Source organism: Clostridium sp. AM46-21 (assembly GCF_003480025.1).
Lineage (GTDB): Bacteria > Bacillota > Clostridia > Lachnospirales > Lachnospiraceae > Coprococcus > Coprococcus ammoniilyticus.
In genome coordinates this window covers 69,942-85,717 of the sequence record NZ_QUIB01000009.1, presented here as the reverse complement: position 1 = coordinate 85,717, position 15,776 = coordinate 69,942, and the positions used below count along the sequence as shown (strand labels likewise).

12 protein-coding genes are annotated in these 15,776 nt (G+C 42.2%); 10 read left to right on the top strand and 2 right to left on the bottom strand.

The genetic code is table 11. The features are described 5' to 3' along the window. The first annotated feature begins 142 nt into the window (after positions 1 to 142). Positions 143 to 946, top strand: a complete 804-nt coding sequence (locus DW959_RS14175; RefSeq protein ID WP_179960532.1) for a hypothetical protein — start codon at positions 143 to 145, stop codon at positions 944 to 946. Between the two features lie 67 nt (positions 947 to 1,013). On the opposite strand, the gene DW959_RS07840 is transcribed toward DW959_RS14175, so the two are convergent. Next, the gene (locus tag DW959_RS07840) at positions 1,014 to 1,856 is read right to left on the bottom strand and encodes a M15 family metallopeptidase (RefSeq protein ID WP_201815385.1); all 843 of its coding nucleotides are present in this window, start codon (positions 1,854 to 1,856) and stop codon (positions 1,014 to 1,016) included. Positions 1,857 to 2,017: 161 nt separating this feature from the next. On the opposite strand from DW959_RS07840, the gene DW959_RS07835 reads away from it, so the two are divergent. From DW959_RS07835 to DW959_RS14170, 9 genes are all read left to right on the top strand, one after another. Next, entirely contained in the window at positions 2,018 to 3,436 is a 1,419-nt protein-coding gene (locus DW959_RS07835) for a DUF512 domain-containing protein (protein WP_117821908.1), read from the top strand. A 103-nt stretch (positions 3,437 to 3,539) separates the two neighbouring features. Next, positions 3,540 to 4,652: a 4-hydroxybutyrate dehydrogenase gene (locus DW959_RS07830; RefSeq protein ID WP_117821907.1), complete on the top strand. Its 1,113-nt coding sequence runs from the start codon at positions 3,540 to 3,542 to the stop codon at positions 4,650 to 4,652. Between the two features lie 230 nt (positions 4,653 to 4,882). Continuing rightward, on the top strand, positions 4,883 to 5,707 hold the full coding sequence (gene spo0A / locus DW959_RS07825; protein WP_117821906.1) for a sporulation transcription factor Spo0A: 825 nt from the start codon (positions 4,883 to 4,885) through the stop codon (positions 5,705 to 5,707). A gap of 172 nt (positions 5,708 to 5,879) precedes the next feature. Next, positions 5,880 to 6,692, top strand: coding sequence for a sporulation transcription factor Spo0A (gene spo0A, locus DW959_RS07820; RefSeq protein ID WP_117821905.1), 813 nt, complete (start codon positions 5,880 to 5,882; stop codon positions 6,690 to 6,692). Between the two features lie 168 nt (positions 6,693 to 6,860). Continuing rightward, positions 6,861 to 7,805 (top strand): M14 family metallopeptidase, encoded by a 945-nt coding sequence (locus DW959_RS07815; protein WP_117785519.1) that lies wholly within the window; start codon positions 6,861 to 6,863, stop codon positions 7,803 to 7,805. Beyond that, positions 7,798 to 8,736, top strand: coding sequence for a M14 family metallopeptidase (locus DW959_RS07810; protein WP_117821904.1), 939 nt, complete (start codon positions 7,798 to 7,800; stop codon positions 8,734 to 8,736). The genes DW959_RS07815 and DW959_RS07810 overlap by 8 nt, the downstream gene beginning before the upstream one ends. Before the next feature lie 169 nt (positions 8,737 to 8,905). Then, the gene (locus DW959_RS07805; RefSeq protein WP_117807396.1) at positions 8,906 to 12,661 is read left to right on the top strand and encodes a phosphoribosylformylglycinamidine synthase; all 3,756 of its coding nucleotides are present in this window, start codon (positions 8,906 to 8,908) and stop codon (positions 12,659 to 12,661) included. A gap of 197 nt (positions 12,662 to 12,858) precedes the next feature. Continuing rightward, complete coding sequence (locus tag DW959_RS07800; protein WP_182430067.1) at positions 12,859 to 14,253, top strand: DUF6541 family protein; 1,395 nt, start codon at positions 12,859 to 12,861, stop codon at positions 14,251 to 14,253. Then, positions 14,184 to 14,558: a hypothetical protein gene (locus DW959_RS14170; RefSeq protein WP_118615832.1), complete on the top strand. Its 375-nt coding sequence runs from the start codon at positions 14,184 to 14,186 to the stop codon at positions 14,556 to 14,558. The genes DW959_RS07800 and DW959_RS14170 overlap by 70 nt, the downstream gene beginning before the upstream one ends. Before the next feature lie 47 nt (positions 14,559 to 14,605). Here DW959_RS14170 and DW959_RS07790 read toward each other — a convergent pair whose 3' ends face one another. Further along, complete coding sequence (locus DW959_RS07790) at positions 14,606 to 15,625, bottom strand: LysR family transcriptional regulator (RefSeq protein WP_243023366.1); 1,020 nt, start codon at positions 15,623 to 15,625, stop codon at positions 14,606 to 14,608. Between the last annotated feature and the right edge of the window lie 151 nt (positions 15,626 to 15,776).

The following is a 15,776-nucleotide window of genomic DNA, read 5'->3' as shown; positions in this document are numbered from 1 at the left end:
AAATGTAAAAGATTTATAATTTTTCGTAAAATGATTTTACAGATTTTGTGCGGTGTATTATACTATAAGACGTGTTTGTAACCAACAGGTAAAGGGCATGTATAAAATGTGCCAGAATGGATAATAATAGTCGGAGGTACATATGGATAAAAAGATTCATACGGATAACTCAGAAATATTTGAAACAGAAGATATAGATGAAGTAAGTGAGATCATAGAGACAGAAGATATAGATGAAACCGAGCCGGAAGAGACACATCAGACAGATGTTCCGGAAACGGATGAAGTTCCTGCAAAGAAACGGTTCTGGAGGAAGGATAATATACTGAAGATCATAGTTGCAGTGCTTGCTGTACTTATCATATGTGAATATACCTTCTTTGGTGTGTTCTTTCAGACAAATAAAGCAAAATATGAAAAGGCAAAGCAGGAGACGCAACAGGAAGAGAGTTCTACTGAGGAGAAGAAAGTAAATATTGTTACAGAAGAGCCTTTGCCAACTACAAATATTAATGACGATTCCGAGAATGAAGAAGAAATAGAAGTAACATCGGAATATAATACCTATGATTCACACACATCTTACTCTACGGAAGCCTCTACGACGTATGAGGTAACAACGGCAGCGGGAACCGAAGATGAACTTCCGGTTGTAACGACCGAGGAACAGAAGCCGATCGTAACCGAAGAGCCGTCAACGGAAGAAAAGACGACAGAAGAGAAGACAACCGAGGAGGAGACAACCGAAGAGAAGACGACTGAGGAAAAGACGACGGAAGAACGTACGACCGAGGAAAAGACAACCGAAGAAAAGACGACAGAAGAGCGTACAACGGAAGAGAAAACGACGGAAGAGAAGACAACGGAGGCTACGACAGAAGCTACAACGGATCCATCCACAAAAGCAGATCAACCGATCGACCTTCCATTTATTCCGGCAGAATAAGAATATAAATAAAAAGCAGTCCAGTCTGGATGGTGAAGAACAGATCACCGGAGACTGAACTGCTTTTTTAATTGGTATGCTGTTCCAGATATTCCTCTAAACAAAGATGCTTCTGGTACATTTCTGTAGCAGCTTCAACACCAACATAGCGGTAATGCCAGGGTTCATAAGAGATTTCTGTTATATCGGATTTATCTGCCGGATAACGTAGGATGAAGCCGTATTTATAACAGTTTGCCATCAGCCATTGCTGGGTGGCGGTATCTTCCTGGGAGGAATCCAGCTCCTGGTTGCCAATGGAACAGATATCAACGGTAAGGCCGAGCTGGTGTTCGCTGGTACCGGGATAGGCAACCCAGGTAGCAGCAAGGGCTGTAGCATCATCTTCGCTGTAACCCTGCTCCAGATAAGAATTCTTTTTATTTGTATAGAGCCGTTCCTGTGTTTCATTTGTACGGTAGGAAGAGCAGATCAGAGGGTCAAGACCTTCGGCTCTTGCATCGTCCATCATTTTTTGAAGCCCGTCATAAGCACGGCGGTCGATCGACTGATCGTTTCGCAGTTCGACCAGATCAACGGTCCAGTCGGCTGGCAGGGTATGAGACATATTGACCAGTGTCAGCAGCCCGTTGTTTTTTGCTTCTGTTGCGGAGGCAAGCGTTTGTAAAACGGATGCAGTATCAAAGGAAGAATAGCTGCCGGAGGATGCTTTGGTTTTCTCGGTGGAATCTTCGGAGACAGAAACCTGTTCTGTTGTGATGGGCCTGGAGTCTGACTGGGAGACCTGTTCCTGAAGTTTCATTTTTTTTGCCTTTCCTGCAAGGATTACAAGTATCAGTAACAGTATATAGATGATCCCCAGAATTATGACCTTCTTTTTCTTAATTACAGTTCCAAATATATGCAACATGATGTTGGCTCCTTTGTCTTTTGTTTATGTACAGAAGGATACGCCATAGAAGCATACAAAAATTCTCAAAAAAGCATCGTTTTTGCATATTTATCATCTTTCTTTTTTATTTTGCAATGGTATAATGGGGAAGATACATTAGAAAATGATGAGGAATAACTGTGAAGAAAATAGAACATTTAATTACGGTAGTCTATCCGGGCTCCATTGCAGAAGAGATGGAAATAGAACCGGGTGATTATCTGCTTGCAATCAACGATAAAGAAATAAAAGATGTATTTGATTATCGTTATATGATCAAAGATGAATATATAGAGGTGTTGATCCGTAAATCATATGGAGAAGAATGGCTGCTTGAGATCGAGAAGGATTATGATGATGATCTTGGGATGGAGTTTGAAAACGGTCTTATGAGCGATTATCGTTCCTGTACCAATAAATGCATGTTCTGTTTTATTGATCAGATGCCGCCGGGGATGAGAGAGACACTTTATTTTAAGGATGATGATTCCCGGTTGTCTTTTTTGCAGGGCAATTATATCACGCTTACAAATATGACAGATGAGGATGTGGATCGTATCATCAAGATGCAGCTTGCACCGATCAATATATCGGTTCAGACGACCAATCCGGAGCTTCGCTGCAAGATGTTGCATAATCGTTTTGCAGGTGACCGGCTGAAATATCTGGATCGTCTTTTTGAAGGGCATGTAGAGATGAATGGGCAGATCGTTCTCTGCAAGCGTGTAAATGACGGGGCAGAGTTGGAACGGAGTATCCGGGATCTTGGAAAGTATCTGCCATTTATGCGGAGTGTATCCGTTGTTCCTGCCGGACTTACGAAATTCCGAAAAGGTTTGTACCCATTAGAATTATTTACGAAGGAAGAAGCGGGACAGGTTATCGATCTGATCGAGAGTTATCAGAAAAAATTCTATGAAAGGTATTCGCTTCATTTTATTCATGCAAGTGATGAGTGGTATATAACGGCCGGACGGGAATTTCCGGAAGCAGAACGCTATGATGGTTATATCCAGCTTGAAAATGGCGTTGGAATGATGCGATTGTTTTTAGAGGAATTTGATGAAGCCTATCAGGAGCTGCTGGCTTCACCGGAATATCAGGAACAGAAAGAAACATTCCGCCGTACGATCTGTATGGCAACCGGAAAACTGACATATAGTACGATTGTAGACTTTGCAGCAAGGCTGATGCAGGCATATCCAAGACTTACGATCCGTGTATATTGCATCCGGAATGACTTCTTTGGAGAAACAATCACAGTATCCGGACTGATTACAGGCATTGATCTGACGACCCAGTTAAAAGAGCGGCAGGCAGCAGGAGATGATCTGGGAGAAGCGCTGCTCATTCCATCGAATATGCTGCGAATGGGAGAACAGGTATTTTTAGATGATATGACAGTTGCACAGGTAGAGAAGCAGTTGGGCTTAAAGGTGGTACCGATCGAATCCGGAGGTGCAGATTTTATACAGGCAGTCATCGATCCTTCCTATTCGATGGATCGAAACAATGAAACCGTTGGATATATTCAGGCATTTGATAATACAGAAGAGTAAAAAAGATGCTCTTTTTGGGTAATTGTAATTTCATTCTATAGTGGTACAATGTGAGCAAAAATTTTGGTACAGAAATATCAGAGAAAATGAATGGAGGATACGTATGAAACAGTTAATGCTCAAACCAACGATTTATAAGTATGACACATGTAAGAAATTTGCTGATGAATTCCATATCGAAAAAGGTGATCTGGTAATTACAAATGAATATATCTATGAACCGTTTTTTGGAAAGATGGATCTGGAATGTGATGTTATCTTTCAGGAAAAATATGGTGCAGGTGAGCCTTCAGATGATATGGCGGAGGCAATTTATAAGGATATAAAGGGTGAACATAAAAGAATTATAGCAATCGGTGGAGGAACGGTAATTGATATTTCAAAGCTGTTTGCATTAAAGTATGTATCCCCGATTCTTGATCTGTATGATGGCAAGCTTCCGATAGAAAAAGATAAAGAACTGGTACTGGTCCCAACTACCTGTGGAACCGGTTCAGAGGTAACAAATATAGCGATCCTTGCATTAAACAGCAGGGGAACGAAAAAGGGACTGGCAGTCGATGAGATGTATGGAGATTCTGCGGTCCTGATACCGGAGCTGTTAAAGGGGCTTCCGTTCCGCTTCTTTGCAACCAGTTCGATCGATGCACTTGTCCATGCAGTAGAGTCCAGTTTGTCTCCGAAAGGAAATGAATATACACGTATGTTTGGCTATAAGGCGATCGATATGATCCTTCATGGATATATGGAGATCCGTGAGAAAGGACCGGAGGCCAGAATTCCATTGTTAGACCGTTTCCTTGTAGCTTCAAACTACGCCGGAATCGCATTTGGCAATGCTGGCTGTGCGGCAGTACATGCCTTAAGCTATCCACTTGGAGCAACCTATCATGTTGCACATGGAGAATCGAACTATGCCATGTTTACCAGAGTCATGAAGAATTATATGGAGATCAGGCAGGATGGAGAAATTGCAAAATTAAATGCATTTATTGCAGATATCCTTGGCTGCGATGTTGAAAATGTCTATGAATCTCTGGAGGATCTTTTAAATATTCTGATTCCAAAGAAAGCATTGCATGAATATGGGGTAACGGAGCAGGATCTTGTCGAATTTACCGATTCCGTTATGACGAATCAGGGTCGTCTGATGGCGAATAACTTCGTGGAACTTGACCGGGACAGAGTTTACAAGATATATAAAGAACTCTTTTAATCCGGACGGAGCCTTTTCGGATATAGAAAAAAAGAAAGATGGAACATCATCTTCTTTTTATTACCCAGATCAGACATAATTCTACGGAGTTTTGCTTGTAAAATGTCGAGACGGTACAAAATTGTTCCTCAGAGGCGAAAAGCTGTCGCAACTTGCGGAGAGAAGCATATTCCAAAGCAGGTATCATAGAGATATAATGTTGTCCAAGGCAGAAGAGCAGGAGGGACATTATGAATTATGTAAAAATAATGATAGTAAAGCGCGACAAAAGAGAAGTGGAACAGCTTGTATCTATCGTGAAGTCGATTCCGGGGTATGAGATTTCGGGGATATGTGACAGTGGACAGGAAGCCGTGAAGAAGATTCTGGAACGGGAACCGGATGTTGTGATCATGGATGAGGTTTTGCCGGGCAAAGATATCCTGGAGATAACAGAAGAGATCATGCACTATAAGAATCTGAAGAATACAAGGATTCTTCTGTGTGGATCGAAAACACATAAAGAATATCTTGACTTCATCTACTATAAGATTGCAGACCGCCTTGTATTGCGAATTCTTGATGTGCCATATGATGAACGAAAGATCCGGGAGATCATTGAGGATGTTATGAAGGCTAAAAGAAATGATAATTATCAGAAATTGGTGGAAACAGGTTCGGATGGAACCATGCTGGAAGCCGTAGTGACTGATATCATACATGAGATTGGCGTTCCTGCACATATAAAAGGATATCAGTATCTTCGCAGTGCGATCCTGATGGCAGTTCACGATATGGACATCCTGAATTCAATTACAAAGCAGTTGTACCCATCGATTGCAGAGGAATATGGAACGACAGCCTCCAGAGTGGAACGTGCGATCCGTCATGCAATCGAGGTTGCCTGGGGCAGAGGCAGTATGGATACGATCAATGAATTATTTGGATATACGATCCATGCGGGAAAGGGCAAACCGACAAATTCGGAATTTATTGCATTGATTGCAGACAAAATTCGACTGGATAATCGCAGTATGCTTCAGAAAACGGAGTATTCCCTGCAAAGTATTTCTTAGAAATATGGTGCATTCCATCAGGTGACGACGAAATATGTCGAAAAATGGATAAAAATTCACTTATCAGAGGGGGTTCTGTGAACCTGGTAAGTTCTTGACATTTGTCGAAATCACAAATATACTTTAGAAACAGTCGATTTTTCAAACAAAAAAGATTAAGGGGGATTGAATAATGAACAATCAAGAAATCAGTATTATTATTGCTGATAGCGACTGTGAATTAATAGCACGTCAGCTTACAGCAGCGAACACAAGAACAGGGATGAGGGTTCTTGATAAGGTAAGTGATGGGGAGAGTGCGATCGAATCAATAAAAAAATATCAGCCAGATGTTGTACTTTTAGATATCTGTCTTCCGGTTCTGGATGGATTAGGGGTAATGGAACAGATCCGGGAATCAGGCGAATGCCCAGATACATTATTTGTCATTGTAACATCGGTTGGTTCGCAGAGACTGATACGGTGCGCGTTCGAACTGGGGGCATCTTTTTATGTATTGAAACCATATAATTCTGAGCAGCTCATTGCAAGAATTCATCAGATTTACAACAGAAGAAAAGAGGTACAGACTGAGATCTCAAAAGATCTGATCTGCATCCAGAATAGAGAGGAATTGTCTGGTGCAGCGAATAATATTGAGAGTGATGTAACGGATATTATCAGGGATATAGGAATTCCGGCTAATATAAAGGGTTATCAATATATTCGTGAAGGAATCATTATGGCAGTAAACGATGTCAATATGTTGAATTACATAACGAAGCTTTTATATCCGACGATTGCAAAGAAATATAAAACGACATCATCCAGCGTAGAACGTGCGATTCGTCATGCGATCGAGGTTGCATGGAGCAGAGGACAGATCGATGTGATCAATGATATTTTTGGATATACGGTGAATGCTGGTAAAGGAAAACCAACGAATTCAGAATTTATTGCACTGATCGCAGATAAGCTCCGAATCGAATATCGAAAAAGAGCATGATGTGTATAAAAAGTTCCTTGTTTGTTGACGTATAATGAGAGAAACGTGTATAATAGATAAGGTGCTGAAATAAAAGATGGAAATCCCGTATAAGACAGGGATCCTAATAAATAAAAAACAAAACAGAGCGCCATGGGGGCTCTGTTTTTTGCTGTAAAGGAAGAAGAAATGATAGAAACAGTAGCGTCAGCAGATATGCTGATCGATGAGGTAATGCGGGTAAAGAAAAATCGTCTGGCTCCCGATTTTGCCACAGGAAAAGAAAAAAGATTAAGTATTGTATCCGGTGTACATGGAGATGAAGTGGCAGGACAGTATATCTGCTATGAGGTGATCCGACGGATCAAAAAGGATTTTGATAAATTAAAAGGAATCGTGGACATATATCCGTTTATTAATCCAATGGGCTTAGAAGCACAGGTGAGAGATGTTCCCGTGTTTGATATTGATATGAACACATTGTTTCCGGGTTCTACAGAAGGAACGGTCGGGGAGTATACGGCGGCACTTGTGCTGCAGGATATTAAAGGTTCGGATATCTGCGTCGATCTGCATTCCAGCAGCGTATATTTGAAAGAATTACCACAGGTACGGGTGAATTCGGATATTGCCGATGATATTCTTCCGTATGCTGCCAGAATGAATACGGATGTTGTATGGGTGCATCCATCCTCTACCGTTATGGAAGGAAGCCTTGCATACTCGTTAAATGAGATTGGAGTAAAGAGTATGGTCGTAGAATCAGGTGTTGCACTTATGATCGATTATGACTATGCGGATCAGATCGTTGAAGGATTATTTTCATTGATGGAATATATGGGGATCTGGGACGGCTGCGCATATAATACACATATGCCGAAGATTGCCCGAGATACGGATGTTTCTTTTGTGAATGCAGAGAGCAGTGGTATCTTTATACCAAAGGTAAAGCACTCAGGCGTAGTCGAAAAGGGAGATGTGATCGGACAGATCGTAAATGTACTGACCGGTTCTGTCGAAGAGACGATCCTGTCACCAAGAAGAGGCGTGGTATTCTCACTTCGTGCTTATCCGGTGATCGAGGAAGGCTCGCTGGTTGCCAGAATATTTGGAGGTGTGACAAATAATGCGTAAAGAGATCATATATACGATGAACACCGCCTATCGTGGAGAATATTCCATTAAAGGCTTCAGCTTCGGAACAGGAGAAAAGGCGGCATGTATCATGGGCGCTATGCGCGGAAATGAATTCCAGCAGTTATACATCTGCTCCCTGCTGTCAAAAAAATTAAGTGAACTTGAGACAAGAGGAGCAATCGTATCGGGAAAACAGATACTGCTGATTCCATCCTTAAATTACAGTTCCTTTAATGTCGGTAAGAAATACTGGATCTCTGATAATTCTGATGTGAACCGTGCTTTTCCGGGAAATCCGGAAGGACAGGCGACCAGCAGGATAGCGGCAGCGGTTATGGATCATGTAAAAGATTATGCGTATGGAATACAGTTTGCAAGCTTTTATATGGATGGAGAATTTATCCCGCATGTCAGAATGATGGAGACGGGAAAGCAGAGTACCAGTCTGGCCAATCTGTTTGGTCTTCCTTATGTTCTGACAGCAGAACCGAGGGCATATGATAAGGCAACTTTAAATTATAACTGGCAGATCGGAGGAACCGAGGCGTTTTCCGTGTATTCCGGTGTGACGGAGAAGATTGACGGTGAGAGTGCAGCACATGCGGTTTCAGCGGTACTCCGATTCCTGACCAGAATGGGAATCATCCGGTACAACTGTCATGCAGGTTATATATCGACTGTTCTTGATGAGGAGGAACTGCTGTCTGTAAAGTCAGATAAATCCGGTGGTTTTTTAAAGCGGTTTGTAAGTCCGGGAGATGAAGTGGTTCGGGGAAATGTTATTGCAAATGTTATAAATCCGATGACCGGAGAGATCGCAGCCGATATTTACGCACCGACAGATGGAATTATTTTCTATGCGCAGAATGCACCGATGATCTATCAGAATTCAGTGGTATTCAAGCTTATCCGCAGACTGCACAATTAAAGATGGCTGTTTTGAGGTTTATTCGGTAAACAGCAACAATTTAAAAAGAAAAGCTGAAAAAAGCTATTCAATGAATTTCAAAAGTGGTATCATAGGCGTTGTGAAACGCTTGTAATAATATGAATTCCCGAAATATGGGAAAAAACATATGATAAAAATGGAGGTTTTTATGAGCACAGTTAAGAGAGTTTATGTTGAAAAGAAGCCTGACTATGCAGTTAAGGCAAAGGAACTTCATGACGAGATCAAGAACTATCTGAATATCGATGCCGAGTATGTAAGAGTACTGGTTCGTTACGATATTGAGAATCTGTCTGAAGAAACATACAAAAAAGCACTGGTTACAGTATTTTCAGAGCCACCGATCGATATGATCTACGAGGGAGATAATCTTCCAATGGCAGATACAGATAAGGTATTTTCTGTTGAGTTCCTTCCGGGACAGTTCGATCAGAGAGCAGATTCAGCAGAACAGTGTGTTAAGCTTTTAAATGAAGATGAAGATCCTATCATAAAGACAGCCACAACATATATTTTATCCGGTAATGTAACGGATGAGCAGTTAAAAGCAGTTATGGAATACTGTATCAACCCGGTAGATTCCAGAGCCTGTGGTATGGAGATCCCTGAGACACTTGTTACCGAGTATGATGAACCGGCCGATGTTATTATCTTTGATGGTTTTAAGGATATGGCTGAGGACAAGTTAAAGGAGTTATATGATTCCCTCGGACTTGCGATGACATTTAAGGATTTCCTTCATATCCAGAAGTATTTCAAGGGTGAAGAGAAGCGTGATCCATCTATGACAGAGATCCGTGTGCTGGATACATACTGGTCTGATCATTGCCGTCATACCACATTCTCAACAGAGCTTACAAATGTTGAATTTGATGATGGTGATTATAAGGATATGCTTGAGAAGACATTTGATGCTTACCGGGCAGAGATGAAAGAAATGTATAAGGACAGAGATGATAAGTTCATCTGTCTGATGGATATAGCCCTTATGGGTATGAAGCAGTTAAAGGCAGCAGGCAAATTAGACGATATGGAAGTATCCGATGAGATCAATGCCTGCAGTATCATCGTTCCTGTAGAAGTAGACGGTGAGACAGAGGAATGGCTCGTATTCTTCAAGAATGAGACACATAACCACCCAACTGAGATCGAACCGTTTGGTGGTGCTGCTACTTGTCTTGGTGGTGCGATCCGTGATCCGTTGTCAGGTAGAGGATATGTATATCAGGCTATGCGAGTAACCGGAGCAGCAGATCCTACAAAGTCTTTAAAGGATACTCTTCCTGGAAAGCTTCCACAGAGAAAGATCGTTACGACCGCAGCAGCAGGTTACAGCTCATATGGTAACCAGATCGGTCTTGCAACAGGACTTGTAAATGAAATATATCATCCGGATTATGTAGCAAAGAGAATGGAGATCGGAGCAGTTATGGGTGCAGCTCCAAGACGTGCGGTAAAACGTCTGAATTCTGATCCGGGAGATAAGATCATCCTTCTCGGCGGACGTACCGGTCGTGACGGTTGTGGTGGAGCAACCGGATCATCCAAGGCACATAACAGCCAGTCTCTTGAGACCTGTGGTGCAGAAGTACAGAAGGGTAATCCTCCAACAGAGAGAAAGATCCAGCGACTGTTCAGAAGAGAAGAAGTTGCTTCTATCATAAAGAAATGTAATGACTTTGGTGCCGGCGGTGTATCCGTAGCGATCGGAGAACTTGCACCTGGTCTGGTTGTAGATCTGGACAAGGTTCCAAAGAAATATGCAGGTCTGGATGGAACAGAGCTTGCTATTTCAGAATCTCAGGAGCGTATGGCTATCGTAGTAGATCCAAAAGATGTAGATACGATGCTTAAGTATGCGGATGAAGAGAATCTGGAAGCCGTTGTTGTAGCAGAAGTAACAGAAGAACCAAGACTGGTTCTGACATGGAGAGGAAAAGAGATCGTAAATATCTCCCGTGCATTCCTTGATACAAACGGCGCACATCAGGAAACAGATGTTAAGGTAGAGATTCCTGCAAAGGCAGATAATTATTTCGATTCTGTAAAAGAACCGGAAGATGTAAAGAAAGCATGGATCGACACATTATCAGATCTGAATGTATGTTCACAGAAGGGTCTTGTTGAGATGTTCGACAGCTCAATCGGAGCAGGCACAGTAACGATGCCATATGGTGGAAAGTATCAGCTTACACCGACACAGACAATGATCGCAAAGCTTCCTGTTATGAAGGGTAAGACCGATACGATCACAATGATGAGTTATGGATTTGATCCATATCTGTCAAGCTGGAGCCCATATCATGGTTCTGTATATGCAGTTGTAACATCTGCAGCAAAGATCGCAGCAGCTGGTGGTGATGTTTCAAAGATCCGTCTGACCTTCCAGGAGTATTTCAAGAGACTCGGAACAGATCCATACAGATGGGGTCAGCCATTTGCAGCCCTGCTTGGTGCATATGATGTTCAGGTCGGACTTGGACTTCCATCTATCGGGGGTAAAGACAGTATGTCAGGAACCTTCAATGATATCGATGTTCCTCCGACACTGGTTTCCTTTGCAGTTGATGTTGCAAGTTACATGAACGTAGTAACACCGGAGCTTAAGAAAGCAGGCAATGTGCTTGTTAAGCTTGATATAGAAAAAGATGAAAATGATATCCCGGTATATCAGAATGTACTTGCCATGTACGATCTGTTACATCAGGCAATCCTTGCAGACAAGGTAGAATCTGCTTACGCTGTAGGATTTGGTGGTATGATCGAAGCTGTCAGCAAGATGGCATTTGGTAATAAACTGGGTGTAGATATTGATACCTGTATTACAAAGAGAGAACTGGTTTCCAAGGATTATGGTTCAATCATCCTTGAAGTGAAGCCGGAGAATGTAAATACACTTGGTATTCCGGTTAAGAAGATCGGTACTGTAAATAACAGTGCAGCATTCACCTATGGTGATGTAACAGTTACAATGGATGAAGCACTTGCTGCATGGACAAAGACACTGGAGAAGGTATTCCCGACAGAGTCAGGTGTAGAACAGAAGAAGATCGAGACCGGTCTTTTTGATGCAAAGACCGTATATACAGCAAAGAATAAGGTTGCAAAGCCAAAGGTATTCATTCCTGTATTCCCGGGTACAAACTGTGAATATGATTCTGCAAAGGCATTTGAACGTGCAGGTGCAGAGGTTGAGACGATCGTATTCCGCAACATGACAGCACAGGGCATTCGTGATTCTGTAGATGCATTTACAAAGGCAATCAGCCAGTCACAGATCATCATGTTCCCGGGTGGATTCTCCGCAGGTGATGAACCGGATGGTTCCGGTAAGTTCATCGCAACAGCATTCCGTAATGCGAAGATCGCAGATGAGGTTATGAAGCTGTTACAGCAGAGAGATGGTCTTGCACTTGGTATCTGTAACGGATTCCAGGCACTGATCAAGCTCGGACTGGTTCCTTACGGTGAGATCCGTCCACAGACAGATGATTCACCTACATTGACGATCAACAGCATCGGCCGTCATCAGTCCAAGATGGTTTATACCAAGGTGGTAACAAACAAGTCCCCATGGTTAAAGGAAGCTGAACTTGGTGGTGTATACACAATCCCAATCTCACATGGTGAGGGAAGATTTGTTGCAAGCAAGGAATGGTGCGAGAAGCTGTTTGAAAATGGTCAGGTTGCAACACAGTATGTTGATATGAATGGTAACCCGACAATGGATGAGTACTACAATGTCAATGGTTCTTACTATGCGATCGAAGGTATCACAAGCCCAGATGGTCGTGTACTTGGTAAGATGGGACATTCAGAGCGTACCGGTCGTGCGGTTGCAGTCAATATCTATGGCGACCAGAACCAGAAGATTTTTGAAAGTGGTGTAGATTACTTCAAGTAAGAGAATAATAGATCATAAATAAAAGCCCGCATGATAGGATTGAGGCATAACCGTTTGGTGGCTGAGAGAGGATTATGCGGGCTTTATTATTTATCAAAGCCCATATAAGCGGATGATTTTGACAAGTGCTATGGCAATCGGAAAATGGGAAAAGGTTTCTCATGGGTTCTGAGATAAATATAAAGGAGTCAGGGACTATGGATTTAAAAGAGAAAGGGTACAACAGAAGAGAACGAATGGAATGGCTGGTTATAATGCTGGTTGTCAGTCTGCTGTGCATGATACCATGTATGGGGAAACTGCTTCCGCAGGGAGACGATATGACTTTTCATATTCTGAGAATAGAAAGTGTTTATCATGCAATAAAGACCGGACAGGGTTTCCCTGCATATATTTATGATAAACTGCTGGAGGGGTATGGTTATGGAGCAGGAATCTTTTATCCGGATATCCTGCTGCTTCCTGCAATCCTGCTTCGTTTTATGGGACTGTCACCGGCAGGAGCCATGAAGGGATATATTTTCCTGTTGCTGTTACTGACCTGTTATACATCATACCGGGCAGGAAAAGTAATTGGAAAAAGTCATTTTGTGGGGCTTGTTACGATGGTATTGTATACAATGGGACATTATCATTTGGAAGATATATACAGACGGTCGGCAATGGGAGAAGTTGTCGCTATGGCATTCATTCCTCTGGTATTTCTGGCATTGTATGATTATACAGAACGGGAAGAACGGAGAAAAGGGTTGTTATGTCTGGTATTTTCCGGTTTGCTGCTCTGTCACACGATCAGCTTCGTGTTATGTGTTGGAATCGCTGTGGTATGGGTGCTGATCCGTATCCGAAAGGTATGGGATAAAAAGCATATTCTGGGCGTGCTGGCTGAGATTTTAGGTTGTGTACTGCTGACTGCATTTTACTGGATTCCGGTATTGGAACAATTTGCGGATGGAACATTTTATGTCAGTACGAATCCGGCATTTGAGACACAGGATGAGATGATGACGATGCTTGGTATTGTAAGTGGAAGACTGTCAGTTTCCTTTGCAGAGCTTGGTATTTTCCTGTTACTGGTAATGCTTGGACTACGGTCACAGATAAAAAATAAAAAGGCAATTCTGTGCCTTTGCCTTGCAGTTGGTTTGTTACTCATAGAAACACGGTTGTTCCCATGGAAATTATTAGATAAAACACCGCTTATCAGTCTGCAGTTTCCATGGAGACTGAATATGTTCACAGAATTTTTTGTAGCATTTGGAATCGGAAACCAGTTATATGTATTATACAGACACAGTCTTTTATCCGAGAAAAACTGCAAACTGTGTTTTGTGCTCTGCGTATTGGCCGGTGTCTTTAATCTGAGTGTCGTATGGCAGGTGGAGATCCTCGGCACATGGATTATTCATATGACTATATCGAGACACCAGCAAATACAAATGAGATCGGCTTTTGTGAATGGCTGCCATCAGAAGCGGACAGAGGACAGACAGTGTTCAGTGATAACAGTGGAACGATATGGTTGTATGGAGAGAATGAGAAGACGGAGACAGGTGAATATCATTCAGATGGAAGCTATTCCTTTGATGTAAATGGTACTTATGACAGTTGTGTTGTTCCGAAATATTACTACAAAGGATATGAAGCAACTGTAGCCGATCCGGCCGGCAGTCAGGAACTGCTTCCGGTTTCCAAAGATCCGGATACCGGACTGGTCAGACTGGAACTGAATGGGAAAAGCGGAACGATTTGTGTCTGGTACGGAAAAACCACAATGCAGACAGTATCGAAATGGATATCTCTGCTTAGTCTGTTGCTTATCGTTGCTTTTGGTGTGATCCAGTTCCTTACAAAGTATAAAAGTGGACGGGAAAATACAGACACACAATACATCTGATTTTGTGGAATGCATTAAGTGATGAAATCACGAAATATTACAATAATCTAAAAAAGTACATAACGCTTTTGACTGGTGTCGGTTTTGCAGATAGGCGAAGCCGACACTTCTTTTGGAATAGGTGTTGGAAGGGGGATTTCTACGATACGTCCATCCTTCAGGTAGCTTTCAGAGAATTCCCGGACAACACTGGCGATTCCCATACCGATCGCTGCGAAGTCAAGCAGGAGATCCATGTTATTGATCTCAAGAAGCTGGTTACAGTGGAATGAATGTTTATTCAGATAGTTATCGACATGGGTTCTGGTTACATTTGCCTCCTCTAACATCATAAGTGTAGAGTGGCGGAAGATATCCCGGATATGATCTTCGGTCAGGACTTCAGAATCCGAAACGGACTGCTGTACATTCATAAGCGGGATCAGGTTCCCTATGATCGAGCCGGAAAATATCGGATAGCTGGCAGCTTCCGGTTGTGTATCGGCGGTTTCTTCGCCTGCTTCCAGACCGGCTTCTGTTTCCCGGTATGGAAAATTATCGATATAATCACTATTTGCCACGAAAATATCATGGATGGAGCGTATATGGGAATAAGTGATATTTTTAGGTAGTTCCGTTTCGCAGATCAGACCGATGTCGATTTCTTCATTTTTTAAGAGTCGGATCGTATTTTTGGTAGAGTGGCAGTCGATGCTGACCTTGATATTCGGGTTATCTTTGATGAAGGGCTTCAAGTAGTCCAAAAGGATATGCTTGCAGAGAGAGGTGCTGACACCGATACGGATATGACCAATCCCAAGTTCGTTGTATTTTTTCAGACTTTCTTCTCCCTTTACAATGTTATCCAGAGCACGTTCGATATAGTCATACAGGATCGTTCCTTCTTCGGTCAGGGCAACGCCCCTGGAATTGCGGACAAAGAGTGCAATCCCTATGCTTTCTTCCAGATTGCTGATCGCCTTGCTGACTGCGGGCTGGCTGATATAAAGCTGGTTTGCGGCACGGCTGATGCTGCCAGTCTTTGCAACCATGTAAAACACATTATAATAATTCAGATTATTGATCATGGCGTCCCTCCGATATATAAATACAAGTTATACAATGTATTACTATTATATATTGTAATTATACCAGCCGGTGTGGTAAAATCAATAAAAATATTCAATAACAAAATGCGTGAAATAGCGACAGTTATTTACAAAATAAGATTTAGGATCA